The 17,196-nt window shown below is 49.7% G+C and carries 14 protein-coding genes; 6 read left to right on the plus strand and 8 right to left on the minus strand.

Features of this window, described 5'->3' with window-relative positions:
- Positions 1-157: 157 nt before the first annotated feature.
- Together M0R47_RS03870 and M0R47_RS03875 are read right to left on the minus strand one after the other, a co-directional pair.
- Complete coding sequence (locus M0R47_RS03870; RefSeq protein ID WP_292550576.1) at positions 158-3,049, minus strand: PAS domain S-box protein; 2,892 nt, start codon at positions 3,047-3,049, stop codon at positions 158-160.
- Positions 3,050-3,732: 683 nt separating this feature from the next.
- A complete protein-coding gene (locus M0R47_RS03875) occupies positions 3,733-6,000 on the minus strand; it encodes a TonB-dependent receptor (RefSeq protein WP_292550579.1) in 2,268 nt (755 codons plus the stop codon).
- Positions 6,001-6,349: 349 nt separating this feature from the next.
- On the opposite strand from M0R47_RS03875, the gene M0R47_RS03880 reads away from it, so the two are divergent.
- Positions 6,350-7,705, plus strand: a complete 1,356-nt coding sequence (locus tag M0R47_RS03880; protein WP_292550582.1) for a PepSY-associated TM helix domain-containing protein — start codon at positions 6,350-6,352, stop codon at positions 7,703-7,705.
- A 13-nt stretch (positions 7,706-7,718) separates the two neighbouring features.
- Here the strand turns inward: M0R47_RS03880 and M0R47_RS03885 are convergent, their stop codons facing one another.
- From M0R47_RS03885 to M0R47_RS03895, 4 genes are all read right to left on the minus strand, one after another.
- Entirely contained in the window at positions 7,719-8,072 is a 354-nt protein-coding gene (locus tag M0R47_RS03885) for a cupin domain-containing protein (protein ID WP_292550585.1), read from the minus strand.
- Positions 8,066-8,221, minus strand: coding sequence for a cupin domain-containing protein (locus M0R47_RS21855; protein ID WP_366513164.1), 156 nt, complete (start codon positions 8,219-8,221; stop codon positions 8,066-8,068). The genes M0R47_RS03885 and M0R47_RS21855 overlap by 7 nt, the downstream gene beginning before the upstream one ends.
- A gap of 261 nt (positions 8,222-8,482) precedes the next feature.
- The gene (locus M0R47_RS03890) at positions 8,483-8,986 is read right to left on the minus strand and encodes an OmpH family outer membrane protein (RefSeq protein ID WP_292550588.1); all 504 of its coding nucleotides are present in this window, start codon (positions 8,984-8,986) and stop codon (positions 8,483-8,485) included.
- A 226-nt stretch (positions 8,987-9,212) separates the two neighbouring features.
- The gene (locus M0R47_RS03895) at positions 9,213-9,542 is read right to left on the minus strand and encodes a TraR/DksA family transcriptional regulator (RefSeq protein ID WP_292550591.1); all 330 of its coding nucleotides are present in this window, start codon (positions 9,540-9,542) and stop codon (positions 9,213-9,215) included.
- Positions 9,543-9,645: 103 nt separating this feature from the next.
- Here M0R47_RS03895 and M0R47_RS03900 point away from each other — a divergent pair, with 103 nt between their 5' ends.
- The 4 genes from M0R47_RS03900 (at position 9,646) to M0R47_RS03915 (ending at position 15,209) form a co-directional block, all read left to right on the plus strand.
- Positions 9,646-10,551 (plus strand): MoxR family ATPase, encoded by a 906-nt coding sequence (locus M0R47_RS03900; protein WP_292550594.1) that lies wholly within the window; start codon positions 9,646-9,648, stop codon positions 10,549-10,551.
- A 144-nt stretch (positions 10,552-10,695) separates the two neighbouring features.
- A complete protein-coding gene (locus M0R47_RS03905; protein WP_292550597.1) occupies positions 10,696-11,655 on the plus strand; it encodes a DUF58 domain-containing protein in 960 nt (319 codons plus the stop codon).
- Positions 11,628-13,601 (plus strand): DUF3488 and transglutaminase-like domain-containing protein, encoded by a 1,974-nt coding sequence (locus M0R47_RS03910; RefSeq protein WP_292550600.1) that lies wholly within the window; start codon positions 11,628-11,630, stop codon positions 13,599-13,601. Before M0R47_RS03905 ends, M0R47_RS03910 begins: the two co-directional genes overlap by 28 nt.
- A 240-nt stretch (positions 13,602-13,841) precedes the next feature.
- Positions 13,842-15,209: a TolC family outer membrane protein gene (locus M0R47_RS03915; RefSeq protein ID WP_292550602.1), complete on the plus strand. Its 1,368-nt coding sequence runs from the start codon at positions 13,842-13,844 to the stop codon at positions 15,207-15,209.
- Positions 15,210-15,288: 79 nt separating this feature from the next.
- Here the strand turns inward: M0R47_RS03915 and M0R47_RS03920 are convergent, their stop codons facing one another.
- The gene (locus tag M0R47_RS03920; RefSeq protein WP_292550605.1) at positions 15,289-15,738 is read right to left on the minus strand and encodes an NfeD family protein; all 450 of its coding nucleotides are present in this window, start codon (positions 15,736-15,738) and stop codon (positions 15,289-15,291) included.
- A gap of 1 nt (position 15,739) precedes the next feature.
- Positions 15,740-16,666, minus strand: a complete 927-nt coding sequence (locus M0R47_RS03925) for an SPFH domain-containing protein (protein ID WP_292550608.1) — start codon at positions 16,664-16,666, stop codon at positions 15,740-15,742.
- 213 nt (positions 16,667-16,879) lie between these two features.
- On the opposite strand from M0R47_RS03925, the gene M0R47_RS03930 reads away from it, so the two are divergent.
- Positions 16,880-17,182 (plus strand): hypothetical protein, encoded by a 303-nt coding sequence (locus M0R47_RS03930; RefSeq protein WP_292550610.1) that lies wholly within the window; start codon positions 16,880-16,882, stop codon positions 17,180-17,182.
- The last annotated feature ends 14 nt before the right edge of the window (positions 17,183-17,196 follow it).

Below are 17,196 nucleotides of genomic sequence, written 5' to 3' on the forward strand. Positions count from 1 at the left end.
CCGCTGTTACAAGCCGCAATGGGCATTCACCAGTTGCGTTACGATGAGTGCTGGTATGAGTGCATTTTCTGTCGGAACCTGAACGTCGGGCTTTTGTATCCATTATGTTGTTGCCGGAAAAACATACCGCGTATCGATGTTTATCAGGCAAAGTAGATTAAAGCTTCTGTATGGGTAGGGTGAAATAAAAAGTAGTGCCTTTTCCGGGTTGGCTATTGAAATGCAGCGCTCCATCATGGGCTTCGACGAGCGAACGACTGATGGAGAGTCCCATGCCCATGCCGTCCGCTTTGGTGGTGTAAAAAGGCGTCAGTACCTTTTGTTGCTGGTCTTTGTCAAGCCCCGGCCCGTTGTCCTTCACCCTGATCTGTATGCTGTCATTGGGCGTCAGCGAGCTTTGGATGGACAGAAGCCGTTGTTGTCCTGCGGGTAAGTTTCTTAACGCATCAATACTGTTCCGCAGCAGGTTTATAATGACCTGCTCAATTTGTACATGATCTACACAGACAGTCGGCAGGTTGTTTTCCAGCTCAAAGGTCAATCTTATGCCGTTTTGTTTAAGATCGGCAATGCATAAGCCGACAGTGTCATAAATCAACGCATTAATATCGGCACTTAATCGATGTATTGAATGAGACTTGACGAATTCCCTCATGCGATGAATGATCCGTCCCGCCCGTAAAGCCTGCTGCTGGGTTTTGTGCAAGACCTCCATGAGTTTTACCAGATCGGGATATTCGGTGTTAATCAGGTTCAAGCTGACTTGCGTGTAGCTGGAAATCGCGGACAGGGGCTGGTTAACTTCATGCGCGATGCCGGACGCCATTTCGCCCATCAGCCCCAGGCGCGTGACATGGGCGAGTTCGTCCAGGTGTTCTTTGTCCTGCTGTTCCCGTTGCTTGCGAGAACTCACGTCGCGCACGATATGGGTGAAAAAGCGGTTATTGTCGATTGCATACTCTGCGGTGGACAGATCCAGGGGCACTACCGAACCGTTTTTATGCAGGCCTTCAACTTCCTGAATTTGGCCGCTACGCTCTGCTGCATAAGGTGCGTCGGAATCTGACGACGAACGTATAAGTTGCTTGGTATTCCAGCCAATCAGCTCTTCCGGTTGATAGCCGAAAATGGTTTCTACAGCGGCATTCGCCGAAACGATGAGACCGGCTTCGTCATAGGTGATAAGGCCTTCCACCGAGGCATTAAAAATGGCGTTAAATTTCGCTTCAATCTGCTTGCGTAGGGTAATGTCGTACAGGATTATCAACTGTTCATCTGCAAAATCGGCATGAGTCGTAGCGGTAGAGACTAAAACGGTTTTAACGCTGTTATTCTTGCAGCGGACAGCCACTTCCAAAGATGACAATTCGGCATGATCCTGTTTGGCTTTCTCCAGTATCGCTTGCCAGTTAGTTACGACCCAGTATCGATAGTCCGGATCCGGGTAGGCTTTTGACCACCAGTCCGCCACCGTGGGAATATCAACTACACTGTAACCAAAGGCTTGCACAAAGGCTGGGTTCAGGAAGGTGATGTTTAACTTTTCATCATGCAACGCCATCGGCACCGGGCAAGCCTCGATGATCGAGCGGAATTTCATTTCACTGGTTTTTAACCTATCGTCTATTTCTTTGCGCGCACTGATGTCCCTGAAAAAAGCGACGAAATAGCCTCCATTTTCATTGATGAAAGAAGTGCTGACTTCAACATTCCACAGACTCCCATCCTTGCGGCGGTGCCGGGTTTCAAACACATCTGTTCCATACAGCATAACAGCGCGGATATGTTGAGCTATTTGTTCAGGCGATTCCTGCGCTTCCAGATCGGCGATCGTCATGCCGACCAATTCCGCCTCGGAATATCCGGAAAGATGGGCATAGGCCGGATTGACCTCCAACAGGCAGCCTTCTTTATTTACTTGCCAGAAACCGTCACTGATAGTTTGAATGACCGAATCGTATTTTTTATGACGTTCGCGGAGTTCAGCAACCTTGTCCTCCAGTTCGTGTTCGGATGCTTTTAACCGGCTGAGGGTGACATCCAGTTGACCGGTCATGTTATTGAACAACTCCGACAACTCGGAGGTTTCGCGGTAATTTGTTGAGGGAATCCGTTGCGTAAAATCGCCCCGGGATAAAGCTCGCGCCATGTCAGCCAGGGCAATAATGGATCTGGACATGCTCCTGCTGCTGATTCTTGCCATTAAGCAGGCAGAGCAGGCGAAAAGGAACGCCTGGGCGCCCAAGCCCAAAACTAACTGTCTTAGGGGGGCAAAGGCCTCTGCCTGATCGATATGCGCCATAATGCATCCGCCCCCGATTTCCGGTACGGACCGAAAACCATGGATGACGGAAGCGCCGCGATAATCAAGGCCGAGAATTTCGCCGCTTCCGACATATAGACACTGCTGCATCGGCAAGACTGAAATAGGCTCGATTGCCTCTTGTTTAGAAGAATAGCGCGGCTGAGTGATGAAAAGCCCCTGATTATCGAGCAGAAAATTTTCTCCTGATTGTCCCTGCACTCTGGAAGTTACAAAAATCTCTTGCAGTTCCTGTCCGGAATAGGTGGTCACCAGACTAAAGCCGGACGCCGGGTCGGTAGCGATCATGGAAAACAATGACGCATCGTTTACCGTAGAAATTGCCGCTATCTGTCCGGGTAGTAAAGGCAGGTTTAACTTATCGGGCGATATGGCATTGCTGCCGTAGGAAAAGTCGTTTTCGATTCCCGAATGGAAAGAAAAGCCGATGGCATGATTAATGGCGGCAAACTGCTCCATTTTGGCGCGAGCGCAGTCATTAATGCCTCCATCGCTGTGGCGGCAAGATATCAAGCTATTCAGCAAAGCCTTTCCGCGCTGGTCATCCCTGTGCAAGCGCATGCGCAGTTCTTCATGACGCGCTTCGGCTAAAAAGCCGACGTCTTTGATGCGGTTTTCTTTAATGCCGTTATATACGAGCCAGTATGTTGTTGCGCCTATCAACCCGGTGGGTAGCAACATAAACAATAACAGCGTGATGGTTAAATGCGTTTTTATCGATCTCATCTTTTTATTATTTTTGGAGATTCTAAAAGCATGAGGTTAATCCATCGTATCCGTGCTCAAGAGGCAAGCGAAATAATTGCCGCAAATTCTTAAGTGAACCGCCCGGCCAGTATAAAGATATAGGGCTTGCGATAATCGACAGCAGATGCCTGATGCGGATAATAATAAAGCCGGAGAACCTTTATACAGATGGATAAAGTAGATGGGCATAAGGGAAAGACGAAATGATCAGTAGATTTGTGACGGGATGTGGGCAGAATAATACGGAACTTCATGATAGGCAATAGCCACGTGAAACGAAGCGTTTAATGCTAAAAAATCAAGTAATTGCTGGGGAGGGTGACAGGTGCAGCATGAAATAGGGTTTTTAGGATAGTCTAATTCCCATGCTATGCGGCCGCATAAAAAACAGAGGGCAAGTCTGAAACTTAACATTGTCTGACTCATTAGTCTGTTGGCTTATGCCTTAAAAGATAAAACCGCGAGCGGCTGTATTCATACAGCCGCTCGCGGTTGACTAAAAATTTCCGCAGGAAAAGAGTGTTCACCTGCTTCAGCCATTAAGCGTTGCCTATAAGGCGTCACTGTAATTGAGTGTCTATACCGTTAAAAAATGTAAGTCGTTGATCGTAATAAAGCAAGTTGCGTTAACTGCTTAACGTTAACGCAACTTATGCGGCCGGCTAGTAATTTACAGTCATGCCGATATTGAATGAGCGCCCCATGCCGGGTACCGCTGTTCCCGGGACGCTTCTTTCGCCTATATAGGTACCGCCTAACGGCAAGGCGTAGTTCTTGTCGAGCAGGTTGTCGATGCCGCCATCGATTCGCAAGTGCTTCCAGGTATAACTGCTGCGCAGGTTCAACAATGCGAAGCCGGCGGTTCTAGGCTCCAGGCGGACGCCTTGTACGTCGGTTTTAGGCGCGACGATTTGCGTTTCAATCGTATTCGCCCAGCCGCCGCGTTGATGTTCGAGGGCCACCGTCGCGTTGAATGGCATCTGTTGGTACAGGTTGCCGCCGGTATCGTTGTTCTTCCCCCTGACATAATTCAAGACGGTTTTACCGGTGAAGTTGCCGTATTTTGCGTCTTCGAATAAGCGCTTGGATCCGGAAACATCGACACCGAACAGGTAGGCATCGAAGTTGGCCAGTTGCAACATATTGAAACCCATAGCCGGGCTGTTGCACGCTACGCCATTAGCCGGCTGACAAAGTCTCGCATCGATATAGTTTCCGACATGGGTATAAAAAGGCGTGATTTTGGTTTCCCAGTCTTGCTGATCGGCATCATGCCAGTTAGCGGTGGCGCTGAGGGTGTGAGCGACTTCGGGTTTAAGATTAATGTCGCCGACATAGCCGTTGGCGTCCCCGACCCAGTTGTTCATGAACATCGCCATGGATCCGCGGGACCAGGCGAAACGCTCGTAAAGATTAGGCGAACGGGTTTTCCGGGCGGCGCCCAGTTCATAAGTCTGCATGTCGTTGTAGGTATAACGCGCCAATGCCGTCCAATCAATATTGATGTCGGTCTGCTTTTTATTTTGGCTGTTGACCGCCGTTGCCTCCGCTCTCTGCGCCACGGTCATGGTTCGATAATCCTGAACATTGCCGGCATTCATTTCCACAGCGCCGACGCGGGCGCCGAGTTGGGTCAGCCATTTATCGCTCCAGCGGCCTTCCCATTCGGTAAACAAATCGACTCGGTCGCGCTTGCCGCCATTGATATTCGAGAATGTGCCCGGCCCCATCATCATGCTGCCCGGAACCGGATCCCACCAGTCATCCAAACGATAACGCTGATATTCGCCGCCGACCGTCAGCAAGTGCCTGTCGGTCATATCGATATTGGCTTTTACTAACAGGCCCTGGTTAACGCCATGCGTATCCATAGGCATGCTGCGGGTTGGCGTAGTCTTTTTATCTTCAAGGAAATTCATCTTGTGCTGGGCGTCCTCGTGATAAGCGCGGGTTTCAATATTACCCCAGTTAAAATTGCTTTTAGTAAAGACATTGGCGAACCAGCTGTCATCGCCGGTCATGTCCATGCGCACGTTGGGGAAGGCTTGATAAGGGATGTTCTGTTGTCCGACCTTGATGACGGCAAGATGGTCACCGCCACGCAAGGCCAATGACAAGGCTTGGTTCTCGGATTTATAGGCCGAAGAAGCCACCACGTCATTGCCGTTTTTGGTATTTTGGGTGGTGAAATTTCCACCGGCTTTGTAATTACGGGCCTGCACTGTTGAGCCGGTGTACTTAAGTTCGGCATGTTCGTTCGCAATCGAAGCGGCAATATTGCCTCCCCGCGCGTCGCCGTTAGTGCGGTAAAAGGTCGAGGCTTGGCCTTTTAGCAACGGCGCCTTGCCGTCTTCGGCAAATTCCGGATCGGCCGAGTTAACGCGGATAGTGCCGCCGATGCTGTCGCCGCCCATACTGACCGGCGTAATGCCGGCAAGCACTTGGGCGCTCATTACGCTGGAAGGAGAAACATACGACAGCGCAGGATTCATATGATTAGCACAAGCCGAGATCAAATTCATGCCATCGACTTGGGTCCGCAAGCGATCATCCGCCATACCATGAATAATAGGTCGGCTGGAAATGCCGCCGCCGCCTGAGAAGCTCATGCCCGGAGTGCCTTTAAGCATTTGCGCGGTATCGCTGGTAGCGGTTCTGGCCAGGGCGATTTGCGAGTGGTCGAGATAACTGCCGAACGGCTGGTCGATATTGGCTTTTTGGGATTTGATGGTCAACATGTCCAAAACCAGCGGCTCGTCTGTCTTTTTTGCGCTTTCCCCTTTTTGACCGGGTTTAGCCGTAGATGCCGGCGCATCAGGCGCCTTAACCGCCACAGTGTTGGTGCCGGTGAAAGTACTTTCTTCAGCCAGGGCAGAGCCCATGACCATCGTCAGCGGCAGGGTTGCTATCAGTTTGGGTAGTGTGCGCATCATTTCTCCTGTAATTATGCTTTGTTGTGACACAAGTTATTCAACAGACAAAAGCAGTTTCCGTGCCACAACGGAATAGACCTTGAGCTCGAGCGATCGAAGCTAGTATTGGCAGGGCCTGTGCGGTACCGGACAAGCTTTTTTAGCGGGCGGTTGAGGTAGGGATGATTCGTAAAAACAGGTGATATCACTTATTGACTAGGTGATATCACCTATTGTTTTTTGTAATCGCATTGAGTACGCCCAGGCGGTTAATGAGGCCGATTTTATTCGTTGGCGCGCCGGACAAAAATAAACCGCGAATAATTCCGTATGGGATAATGATGGTTTTTACGCTCATAACAACGCCATGCAATTTCCCATTCAACGCCTGCTCAACCAAGCAACCTGGATTAAGGTTCATGTTTATCTGGCATTAATCGCCGGCTTCTTTTTTGCGCTGATGGGGCTAACTGGCAGTCTCAGCGTTTACCGCGAAGAATTGGATGAGCTGCTGAATCCAGAGTTGGTCATCGAGCAGCCGGAGGGCAAGCGCCAGTCGTTGGATAAAATCATGGCGGCGGTGCAGGCCGCACATCCCAACCGCTACGGCTCCTGGACGTTGGAGCTGCCCAGGTCTTCGCATGGCATGATCACTGTCTGGTACGACAGGCCCAGAGAGACCTTCTTCGAGCTGTATGCGCCGCTGATGGTCTCGGTAAACCCGTACACCGCCGAAGTCGTTGCCAGCCGATTCTGGGGGCAAACCGCGACCACCTGGCTGCTTGACCTGCATACTCAGCTTCGAGTTGATCGTTTCGGCTGGAATGCGGTGGGCATGTTGGGATTATTGCTGATGGTTTCGGTCGGTACCGGTCTTTACTTATGGTGGCCGGGTATCAGGGGAATTCCGGATGCATTACGGATTCGCCATAAGGCCGGTATGATACGGCTTGCCTTCGACCTGCACCGCATGATCGGGCTGCTGAGTGTATCGGTCTTGTTGCTGCTGGCGTTCACCGGCATTAACTTGAGTTTCCCTTCGATACTGGAAACGCTGGTCGGCTCGTCGGGCATGGAACACGGCGAAACCGGGCGCAATATCATCAGCACGGCAACCCCCAATAATCATCCGGTCGGCCTGGAGTCGGCGGAATTTGTCGCCCGCGGTCCTTTCCCCAAAGCCGAACTCAGGCGGGTTACCACGCCTGCCGGCGACAGCGGGATTTATCGCATTAATTTGCGTCAAGGCAGCGAAGTCAATCGCCGGCATCCCTACACGACGGTCTGGGTAGATAGATGGAGCGGTCAGGTCAAAGAGGTGCGCGACCCGTCCGGGTTTACCCAGGGGCAAACTTTTGCGACCTGGATATGGCCTGTGCATACCGGCGAAGCTTTCGGCGCTACAGCCCGGTTCATCTGGTTTCTTAGCGGTATCGGGCTGTTCGTTCTTTATGTTAGTGGCTTGCTAGGCTGGTTGCACCGGCGCGGCAAGGTCAAGGATAGGGATGTGAACTTTGCTGCGCTACGGCCGCTGTTTTTCCGGATGCAAGAAAAAGGCTATCGCGGCAGTGTAGCGCTTTTTAGATTCACCGTTTCGCTGCTGCAAAGGGCAAGACACTATGCGCCACAGGTTATCAAAGGCTGCGCCGCGCTGTTGCAATGGCTGCGCTTGGCGCTAATGAGCCGGCAAAAACGTTTGGGGAAAAATGACTGGGAGCAATAGAGAATAGAAACCTTTATGCTCCGATTCGCCTGACATATTTTGAGACTTGATCCCATACTTGAGGAAACTGGTTTTTTATGATGGTCTCTTCCGCCAATTCCATATCGCCATAGTCAAATCCAGGCGATACCGCTTCGCTGATTAAGCCGAATTCGCCCGTTTTTAGCTCGGTTGCTTTCCAGCATCCCCCTTTGACGATGAGTTGCAGTTGCTGACCGTTATCAAGATCATCGCCAAGTATCCTGGTCTCAACATGGCCGTCCGGATGCAGGATTAAATAAGTTAACGGGGAGCCGCCGTGAAAGTAATGGATGATATCCGATTTATTTTTATGCAAATGACCAATCGGGCTGTCGTCAGTCAGCATGTAAAAAATAGAGGACAGCAGAGCAGGCGCCTCGATTGCGAACCCTCAGCCATATCGGTTTTTAGGTCGGAACTGTAGGTTCTGGAAAAATAGCCGCCTTCAATATGAGGTTCCAATGATAGCTTTTCGATGAGCTGTCGCTTGTTCATGTTATTCTGCCTGATGCAAAGGGTAATGAGGTGATGAATGCATCCACGATTGGCTGCGGATTAATAGGAAAATGACCGGAAGAGCTTGGAGGGGAGGGATTATTTGTTGTAAAAGCGGTCGCCTTTACTGATTGGCTGCGGATTAATAGGAAAATGACCGGAAGAGCTTGGAGGGGAGGGATTATTTGTTGTAAAAGCGGTCGCCTTTACTGTGAGACTTAAAGTACCGTCAGCCCATTCAGGGCTGACGGTTAAAACCGGTCAGTTTGGCAAAGCTGATAACTTTTGTTGAACTTGTGCAGTCACATCAATTTGGTCGTTGGCATAAATAACGCCATCGGTCAGTAACAAATCAAAGTTTTGAGTTTTGGCTATATCGCGGATAACTTCAACGATACGGCTTTGCAACTTGCCCAATTCTTCATTACGACGAACATTAAAGTCTTCGCTGAATTCTTGTTGCGCTCTTTTTGCATCTCTTTTCTTGTTCAGAATGTCTTTTTCCATATTGGCTTTGGCTGACGCCCCCATCACGGCGCCATCACGAGCCAATTTTTCGTCCATGCTTTGAATTTCTTTTTGTTGAGCAACCAATTGCTTGTCGCGTGGAGAAAACTCTTGTTCCAGGCGTTTCTTGGCTTTTTCAGCTTGGGGGGCTTTTTCAAGAACGGCAGGAATATTGACAAAACCAACTTTTAAATCTTCAGCAAAGCTGACATTAGCAATAAGTAACAGTCCTAAAAATAGGGCAATCTTCATTTTCATTGTTAGACAAGTCTCTGGTTGTAGTGAAATAAATAGGAAATGGAAAAAACTTGGAAGTTTTGTTGGATTATAAGGTGGGTAAGCTTATTAAACAAAAGATTTGAACAAATTGTATTGTAATTTCTAATTTTAGCTTGAGAAGTTTTAGCGATATAGATGTGTGAAGCTATTGGGTGGCTAATCGCTTGCTTTATGGGCATCATATAACCGGATTATTTAGATTTCCTTAACAGCCTGTCTGGCTGGCGCATTTTATGCACATACTGGAAAAAGGTATGGCTTTTAACCGTTCTTTGGCGATAGGATTACCGCAAACTTGGCACAATCCGTACTGGCCCTTATCTATTCTGGCGATAGCCTCCTTGACCATTTCTCTTTCCGTTCTGGCTGCATTGCCCAATCTATCCAGAACTTCAGCATTCTCCATTTCGGTCGCCTGTTCTTCAGAGTCTTTGTCTAAAGGTTCTTTAACATCATGAGTAATTTTAGCCAGGCGATCATCAAGATCTTCCAGCATATCAATTAAACTGTTTCGTACTTCTTCATATTCTTTCATAGTAAATCTCTGTTCTCGGTTCGGTCTGTGTGCAGTTGAATCTTGCTTTATAATAATAAAGTGAAATTCAATAAATTTATAACACACCATCCTATCACTCATCATGCAAAATGCAATTCAGCAGCTTTTAGATTCCGCTAATCAGGTCATTCTCGGCAAGCCCCGGCAGGTTCGGCTTGCGCTTTGTTGTCTGCTGGCCCGCGGCCATTTGTTAATTGAGGATATTCCCGGCGTCGGCAAAACCACGCTGTCTCATACATTGGCAAAACTGCTGGGCTTAAATTATCAGCGGATTCAGTTCACCAGCGATATTTTGCCTGCCGACATCATCGGCGCTTCCGTTTTCGACGCTAAAAACCACGAATTTAAGTTTCATCCCGGCCCTGTTTTTAACCAGATGGTATTGGCGGATGAAATAAACCGGGCTACGCCCAAAGCCCAAAGTGCCTTACTGGAAGCGATGGAGGAGCATCAGGTTTCGGTGGAAGGGAAAACCTATCCGCTGCCCCAGCCTTTTTTTGTGATTGCCACGCAAAACCCCTCCCATCAAATAGGCACGTTTCCGTTGCCTGAGTCTCAGCTGGACCGTTTCTTAATGCGCATCGAACTGGGCTACCCCGATTATCAGGCGGAAAGGCAACTGCTGACCGGGCAAAGCAGGCACAGCCTGTTCGAATCGCTGCCGGTAAAACTGCCGCCTGAACAATTGCAGGGGATACAGCAGGCGGTCACTGAGGTTCATGTATCGGCTGCCTTGCTGGATTATTGCCAGGGCATCATCAACTTTACCCGCGAGTCATCCGAATATCACTGCGGCTTGTCGCCCCGAGCCGGTTTGGCGCTGCTGACCGCGGCCAAAGCCTGGGCGTTCATGGATCAGCGCGATGCGGTTATCCCGGAAGACCTGCAAGCCGTGCTGGCGGCCGTCGCGGGGCATCGGCTGCGGGCCGGCAATAGCCAATCGGAAGCCATCGTCGCGCCCATCTTGGCTAACGTGGCTATCCATTAAACTAATAATGAATCCACCAAACGAATCGTCCACGAAAGACATAAAAAGCACGAAAAAAACCATAACACGATTCTTTCTACTGTTTTTTTTCGTGCCGTTCGTGAGTTTCGTGGACCCTATTTTTTCTTACGGATCGGATTCTTGATGGGATACTCTTTCTTGGGAATCACCTTAAAAGAACGCTTTAGGCTCAGCCGGTTTGTGTCAGGCGAAAAGGCGGTCGATGCGCCTGTGGTGTTAAATCACCGGCGCATCTTTATTCTGCCCACCCAGAGAGGCTTGGGCTTTGTATTGCTGATCGTTCTATTGATGCTGATCGCCTTTGTTTATAACAATAACCTGGCTTACATGCTGGCTTTCTTGCTGGCTAGCGTTTTTTTCGTCACCATTTTGCACAGTTACAAAGCGCTATCCGGACTGGTGCTGCAACAAGGCCGCAGCAACGCCGTGTTTGCCGGAGAGGCCGCAGGGTTCGATATTCACATTAACAATCCGACCGGTACGGAGCGCTACCAGTTACAGATTAAGCTGCAAGATACTCAAAGCCTGACTATGCAGCCGCAAAGCACGGCACATGTTACGGTTCACTCGCTAACCCAAAAAAGAGGCTGGCACCAGGCGGGGACGGTTACACTGTCCAGCACTTACCCACTGGGCCTGTTTCGCGCCTGGTCGCCGATCCGCTTCAATCTTAAGGCGCTGGTTTATCCGAAACCGGCCCATGTTGAAATGCCTTTCCCTAAAACGCCTTCGGCAGCAACTCAACAGGGGCTTAGCCAAAAAGGCGCCGATGACTTTTACGGCTTGCAGCAATATCAGTCCGGCGATTCCATCAAGCACATCCACTGGAAAGCATTCGCCAAGGGCTTGGGCGTGTTCAGCAAGCAATACGACGGCAACCAATCATCAGAGGAAATCTGGCTGGATTACGACCAGGCGCCCGGACACGATAGCGAAGAACGCTTAAGCCGGCTGTGCCGCTGGGTGGTCGATGCGGAGCAGGCCGGAATCCGTTACGGCTTTGCCTTGCCCGGAGTAAAATGGCCGCCCGATAACGGCTTGGAGCATTATCGAAAATGCCTGGAAGCGCTGGCGCTGTTTTGACGATTATGAAACCGGAACTCGACAAAAATATTTTAATCTTTCTACTGTCCTCGATCGGGCTGATTGTATTTCCGCACGTTTACCATATCCCGGCCGCCATATTCGGCTTTTTCAGCCTATTGCTCAGCTGGCGCTTTATCGGGGTCTGGAAGCCCAATTGGCTGCCCGGCAAATGGGTCATTTTGTTACTGGCCGTTTCCGGAATCGGCCTGCTGTATAGCCAGCATCAAGGCCTGTTCGGGCGCGATGCCGGAACCAACCTGTTTATTACCGCCCTCGGACTCAAATTGTTGGAGATTAAAACCGAGCGCGACCTGTACCTGATCAACTATCTGGCTTTTATCGTCGCCGCCTCCCAGTTCTTATACGAACAAAGCATATTGATGGCGGCCTATATCCTGCTGGTTTGCTGCGTGCTGTTGGCAACGCTGGTTTATATCAACAGCAGCAAAGCGCTAACACGTGCGGCAGTAAAAACAGCACTGATCATCACCGTTCAGGCCCTGCCGATTGCAGTGGCATTGTTTGTTTTATTCCCTCGCATTGAAGCCCCGAAATGGAAGCTGTTTAATGAGCCGCATAGCGCTAAAACAGGCTTAAGCGACAGCATGGAACCCGGTTCCATCAGCGATCTGGGCGAGTCTTTCGAACTGGTTTTTCGGGTGAAATTTGCAGGCCCAATCCCTCCGCCGCAGCAACGCTATTGGCGCGGCCCGGTTTTGTCTTACACCGACGGCAAGCGTTGGACTCAGGCGGTTTTCCAGAAGCCCTCGGGCAAACCTGCCGTTACCGGCATGTCTTATCAATACACGCTGCTGATGGAACCGCAGGATAAAAATTGGGTGTTTGCGCTGGATATGCCGCAAGAATTTCCCGCGCCTTTAACCTTGAATGCCGGCTACCAGCTCATTACTTCAGACAGCCCCGATAAACGCGCCGAGTATAAAGTCACCTCTTATCCCGAGTACAACACCGGCCCGATCAATCCTGGCGAATATAAATCAGCAACACAGCTGCCCGGCGAACCGTCGGATAAAATCAAGCAGCTGGTCGGGCAGTTACACGGTTTTGATAGTGCCCCCGACAACTTTATCAACCAGCTGCTAAACCATTTCAGGGAGGAAGACTTTCACTACACCTTAACCCCGCCGGTCATGGAAGAAAGCCCGATAGAGAGCTTTCTGTTTAAAACCCGACACGGGTTTTGCAGCCATTACGCCTCGGCCTTCGTGTATTTGATGCGCGTCGCCCATATTCCGGCGCGCGTCGTGACCGGCTATCAGGGCGGCGAACTGAACAAAGTCGGCGACTTTCTGGAAATCAGGCAAGCCGACGCCCATGCCTGGGCAGAAGTCTGGCTGGAGAATCGGGGCTGGGTTCGGTTTGACCCGACCGCCGCGATTGCGCCGGAAAGAATCGAGCGCGAGATTAACCTGGACCGGCAAACCGCCTACGGCATTACGGCAGCAAATGATTATTTGCCGCGCCCCGCTTACAACTGGCTGAAACAGGCCCGGCAACTTTGGGGTAACGTCGATTATAACTGGCAACGCTGGGTCATCAATTACGACCACAAGAGCCAGTCCAACTTCCTGTCGTCATTCGGCATCAACGATCTTAAGGCCATGATTTACTGGATGATAGCCGTTATAGCATCGATAACAGCCGTGCTTTGCTGGTTCCTGCTCTATCAAAAACCGAAAGCCGCCGATAAGGTCTTGCTGGCCTATAACCGGTTCTGTAAAAAGCTCGCCAAGCACGGGTTGTTCAGGGACACGGGCGAGGGGGTTAAGGATTTTTCTGAAAGGGTGAAAATAAGACTGCCCGGACAAACGGAGCAGATAGATCAAATCACCTCTCTATTTATCAAGCTGCGTTATGGGCGGACGGCAAGCAGTGAAGATTTGCAGCAGCTCAAGACGCTGGTGGGTTTATTTAAAGGCTGATGGCGAGTTGTTCAGCTTTGATAAGATTCGGCAGCACAGCAGGTTTCCGCCGCTGCTGCACCCGTACCCAAAGCTCAAGCCGGTCCAGCCTTCCCGGCAATTCTCAATTGAACTCCTGCTATAATGGTGTTTTTGAAGCCAATTCAAGCTTAATCGCCGTGGTGCCGCTTACCTTGCGAACTATGCAAGGTGACGGCTTTATAAGGCTATAAATGCATCTAACCCGGGAAATAAAATTGCATGTTCATTCATATCATCAAGCGAGCTGTGTCCAATTACTTACCGGGTTTTATTGTTATTTTTTTAACAGGGATTTCTCCTGTTATATATGCTCAGGATTTGCTGGAAATCTATGAGTTGGCGTTGCAAAATGATCCGGTTTTAAAACAAGCGAACGCCAGCCAGCTGGCCGTTGGTGAATCGAAAGATCAAAGTATCGCAAATTTCCTGCCCAATGTTTCGGCAACAGGTAATAGCACTGTAAATCGTCTGAATAACAAAAGGTTTACTTATCAAGGCGCGGGCTTACAGAATTACTCGGACAACTATTTTAATGTCAACCTGACCCAGCCATTGTTTCACTGGGAACACTGGATACAGTTAAGCCAATCCGATAATCAAATTGCCCAAGCCGAGGCGGATTATCAGGCTGAGCTGCAAAAACTGATGGTTAAAATCGCTGAGGCTTATTTCAATGTCTTATCTGCGGAGGACAATCTTGAATTTAGCCGCTCGGAGAAACAGGCGATTGCGCGTCAGCTCGATCAGGCTAAACAACAATTTGCCATAGGCGTTATCGGGATTACCGAAAGCCAGCAGGCTCAAGCCGCTTTCGATACCGCCACCGCCAATGAAATCGAGGCGGTCAATAATGTCGATAACCAAAAAGAAGCGTTAGCGGAAATTATTGGCGAGCAAGACATCACGCTTAATGCCTTGGGCGAGAAGATTCCGTTAGCCAGACCGGAGCCGGATGATATCTCGGTGTGGAGCAGTTCTGCGGAAGTTGGTAATTTCAGCATCATTTCAGCCTTTAACCAAATGGAGTTTGCCCGGAAATCGATTGATTTACAGCGCAATGGACATCTGCCGAAATTGGATTTGACCGCTTCCATAGGCGAATACGATACGACCAGTAATTTTGGCTTGCGAGGATCGACAGAAGTTGTCGGTCTGCGCTTGAATGTCCCGTTGTTTGAAGGCGGCGCGGTCAATTCCAGAACCCGGGAAGCCGGTTATAAATATGAACAGGCCAAAGAACAATTAACTGCCGCTAAAAGAGCGGTAAACCGTCAGGTCAAAGATGCTTACCGGGGCATCACTACCAGCATTAGCCGCGTAGAAGCGCTGAAAACCGCAGTCAGCTCCGCCGAGATTTCCCTGCAATCGACTGAAGCCGGTTTTGAAGTCGGCGTACGGACACTCGTTGAAGTACTGGACGAGCAAAGAAATCTATATCGGGCTAAACGGGATTATTCACGCACCCGCTATGATTATCTGCTGAATACCTTGAAGCTGAAACAAGCGTCCAGCAGCCTGGCCCAAGAAGACATGGAGCAAATAAACCGGTTATTGATAACAAACGTCGCTTCAAGGCATGAAAAATAGACCGGTTAAATTTGCAGTGGCTAACTTAACCCGGCTTACGGATTGATATTCACCTGATAAATCGCAAAGCCGATTTTAATCAGGCATCCCGAATCTTTTCCACATCAAACACCGTGCCGCGAACCGCGACGACTTTTACCCTGGTGTTGATATCGCAATCTTCGCCGTGAACTTTCCAGATGGAATCGTCTACCTTGATTTTGCCTTCGCCGTTTTCTATCGGCTGGTACAGGCTAAAGACCCGGCCGATATATTGCTGGCCGCGCTTGTTTAATAACGGATGGTCTGTGACTGTGGGGTGGTTTTTTCCGTAAAGCTTCCACACGGTGATCGCAACAACTGACAGTACCGAAAAAATAGATACCTGCAATTGGATGTCGAGAGCAGGCATCAGCCATAACAGCAAGCCGGTGACTAAACCGGAGGCCGCCATCCACAAAAAGAAAAAGCCCGGAGCCAGTAGTTCTATTATTAATAAAATAAGGGCGAGTACCCACCAGTTCCAAAAGACAACTTCTAGTTCATTCATATCAGCTTTTTCTAGCGTTCGCTGCATTGGTTATGGCTTCTTTGGCCAGCTCGCTGATGCCGCCGATGGCGCCAATCACGCTAGATGAATCGAGCGGCATGAAAACCAGTTTGCTGTTGTTAGCCGCGCCGATATCTTTTAACGCTTCGATGTATTTTTGCGCGACAAAATAGTTAATGGCTTGGACGTCGCCTTTGCCGATCGCCTCGGACACCATCAATGTTGCTCTGGCTTCGGCTTGGGCCAAGCGTTCACGGGCATCGGCATCGCGATAGGATGCTTCTTTGCGGCCTTCCGCTTCCAAAATAGCCGCTTGCTGGGCACCTTCCGCGCGTAAAATCTCGGATTGCCGTAAGCCTTCGGCCTCAAGAATCGAGGCGCGTTTCAGCCGCTCGGCTTTCATTTGCCGACCCATCGCTTCGACCAGATCTTTGGGCGGAGCAATGTCTTTGATTTCGATGCGGGTGACTTTGATGCCCCACGGGGTCGTGGCATCGTCGACCACGGCCAGCAGCCGTGCATTGATGTCATCGCGGCGCGACAGCAGTTCATCGAGGTCCATCGAGCCCATGACGGTACGGATATTGGTCATCACCAGATTCAGGATCGCCCAGCTCAGCTGGCTGACTTCATACGCGGCTTTGGCGGCGTCCATGACTTGGTAGAAAACCACGCCGTCCACGGTGACCATCGCATTATCCTTGGTAATCACTTCCTGTGACGGCACGTCCATCACCTGCTCCATCATAATCATCTTATGGCCGATGCGATCAAAAATCGGCCAGATGAAATCCAAGCCCGGCGTCAGCGTACGGGTATATTTACCAAAGCGCTCGACGGTATACTCCATGCCTTGCGGAACCGATTTGACGCTCAAAAACACCATCAAGACGGCGAAAATTAATAACGCTAAAGCAAAATCACCCATGGAACCTTCTCCTGATTTTTATGTATATGAAAACTCTATAGATGAGAGTTTTAATGCGGATGCGGCAAATATCAGCCGACTGGAACAACCGAGACCAACAATTCAGACCCTGACAAAGTAAAACCGCTAAAATAGCGCCGTGCGTGTTGCAAACGGCCGCTCAACTAATAATAATATAAAACTATCTAAATGTAAGTTTAACGAGTAATTATAATGCTGATAAAAATCGCTTTTCACACAGGGATCTGGACCCTGCTTTTTTTTGTAGTTGGAATGATTAAGCCCAAATGGCCTTTGTTCTTTTTGAAAAAACCGGACAGATTTTTAATTCTCATTATATCGACCGTCTTGTTTATGGTTGCCGCTACGCTTTATGGCGAAGGCAACCGGCAAAAAGCTTTAGAGGAAAAGGCTGTCAAAGAAACCGTATCCAAAACCTTGGATCCATCTGCCGCACCGACTCCAGTACCCGTTCCTGAAGCTCCCGCGTCCAAACCAAATTCCCCGAAGAATTAATACCGATACATTTT

It is taken from the genome of Methylobacter sp. (assembly GCF_023227905.1).
GTDB lineage: Bacteria > Pseudomonadota > Gammaproteobacteria > Methylococcales > Methylomonadaceae > Methylobacter_A.

Coding starts and splice junctions, on each gene's coding strand:
- M0R47_RS03870 (WP_292550576.1), bottom strand. CDS start 3,049: ATGAGATCGATAAAAACGCATTTAACCATCACGCTGTTATTGTTTATG.
- M0R47_RS03875 (WP_292550579.1), bottom strand. CDS start 6,000: ATGCGCACACTACCCAAACTGATAGCAACCCTGCCGCTGACGATGGTC.
- M0R47_RS03880 (WP_292550582.1), top strand. CDS start 6,350: ATGCAATTTCCCATTCAACGCCTGCTCAACCAAGCAACCTGGATTAAG.
- M0R47_RS03885 (WP_292550585.1), bottom strand. CDS start 8,072: ATGCTGACTGACGACAGCCCGATTGGTCATTTGCATAAAAATAAATCG.
- M0R47_RS21855 (WP_366513164.1), bottom strand. CDS start 8,221: ATGAACAAGCGACAGCTCATCGAAAAGCTATCATTGGAACCTCATATT.
- M0R47_RS03890 (WP_292550588.1), bottom strand. CDS start 8,986: ATGAAAATGAAGATTGCCCTATTTTTAGGACTGTTACTTATTGCTAAT.
- M0R47_RS03895 (WP_292550591.1), bottom strand. CDS start 9,542: ATGAAAGAATATGAAGAAGTACGAAACAGTTTAATTGATATGCTGGAA.
- M0R47_RS03900 (WP_292550594.1), top strand. CDS start 9,646: ATGCAAAATGCAATTCAGCAGCTTTTAGATTCCGCTAATCAGGTCATT.
- M0R47_RS03905 (WP_292550597.1), top strand. CDS start 10,696: ATGGGATACTCTTTCTTGGGAATCACCTTAAAAGAACGCTTTAGGCTC.
- M0R47_RS03910 (WP_292550600.1), top strand. CDS start 11,628: ATGCCTGGAAGCGCTGGCGCTGTTTTGACGATTATGAAACCGGAACTC.
- M0R47_RS03915 (WP_292550602.1), top strand. CDS start 13,842: ATGTTCATTCATATCATCAAGCGAGCTGTGTCCAATTACTTACCGGGT.
- M0R47_RS03920 (WP_292550605.1), bottom strand. CDS start 15,738: ATGAATGAACTAGAAGTTGTCTTTTGGAACTGGTGGGTACTCGCCCTT.
- M0R47_RS03925 (WP_292550608.1), bottom strand. CDS start 16,666: ATGGGTGATTTTGCTTTAGCGTTATTAATTTTCGCCGTCTTGATGGTG.
- M0R47_RS03930 (WP_292550610.1), top strand. CDS start 16,880: ATGCTGATAAAAATCGCTTTTCACACAGGGATCTGGACCCTGCTTTTT.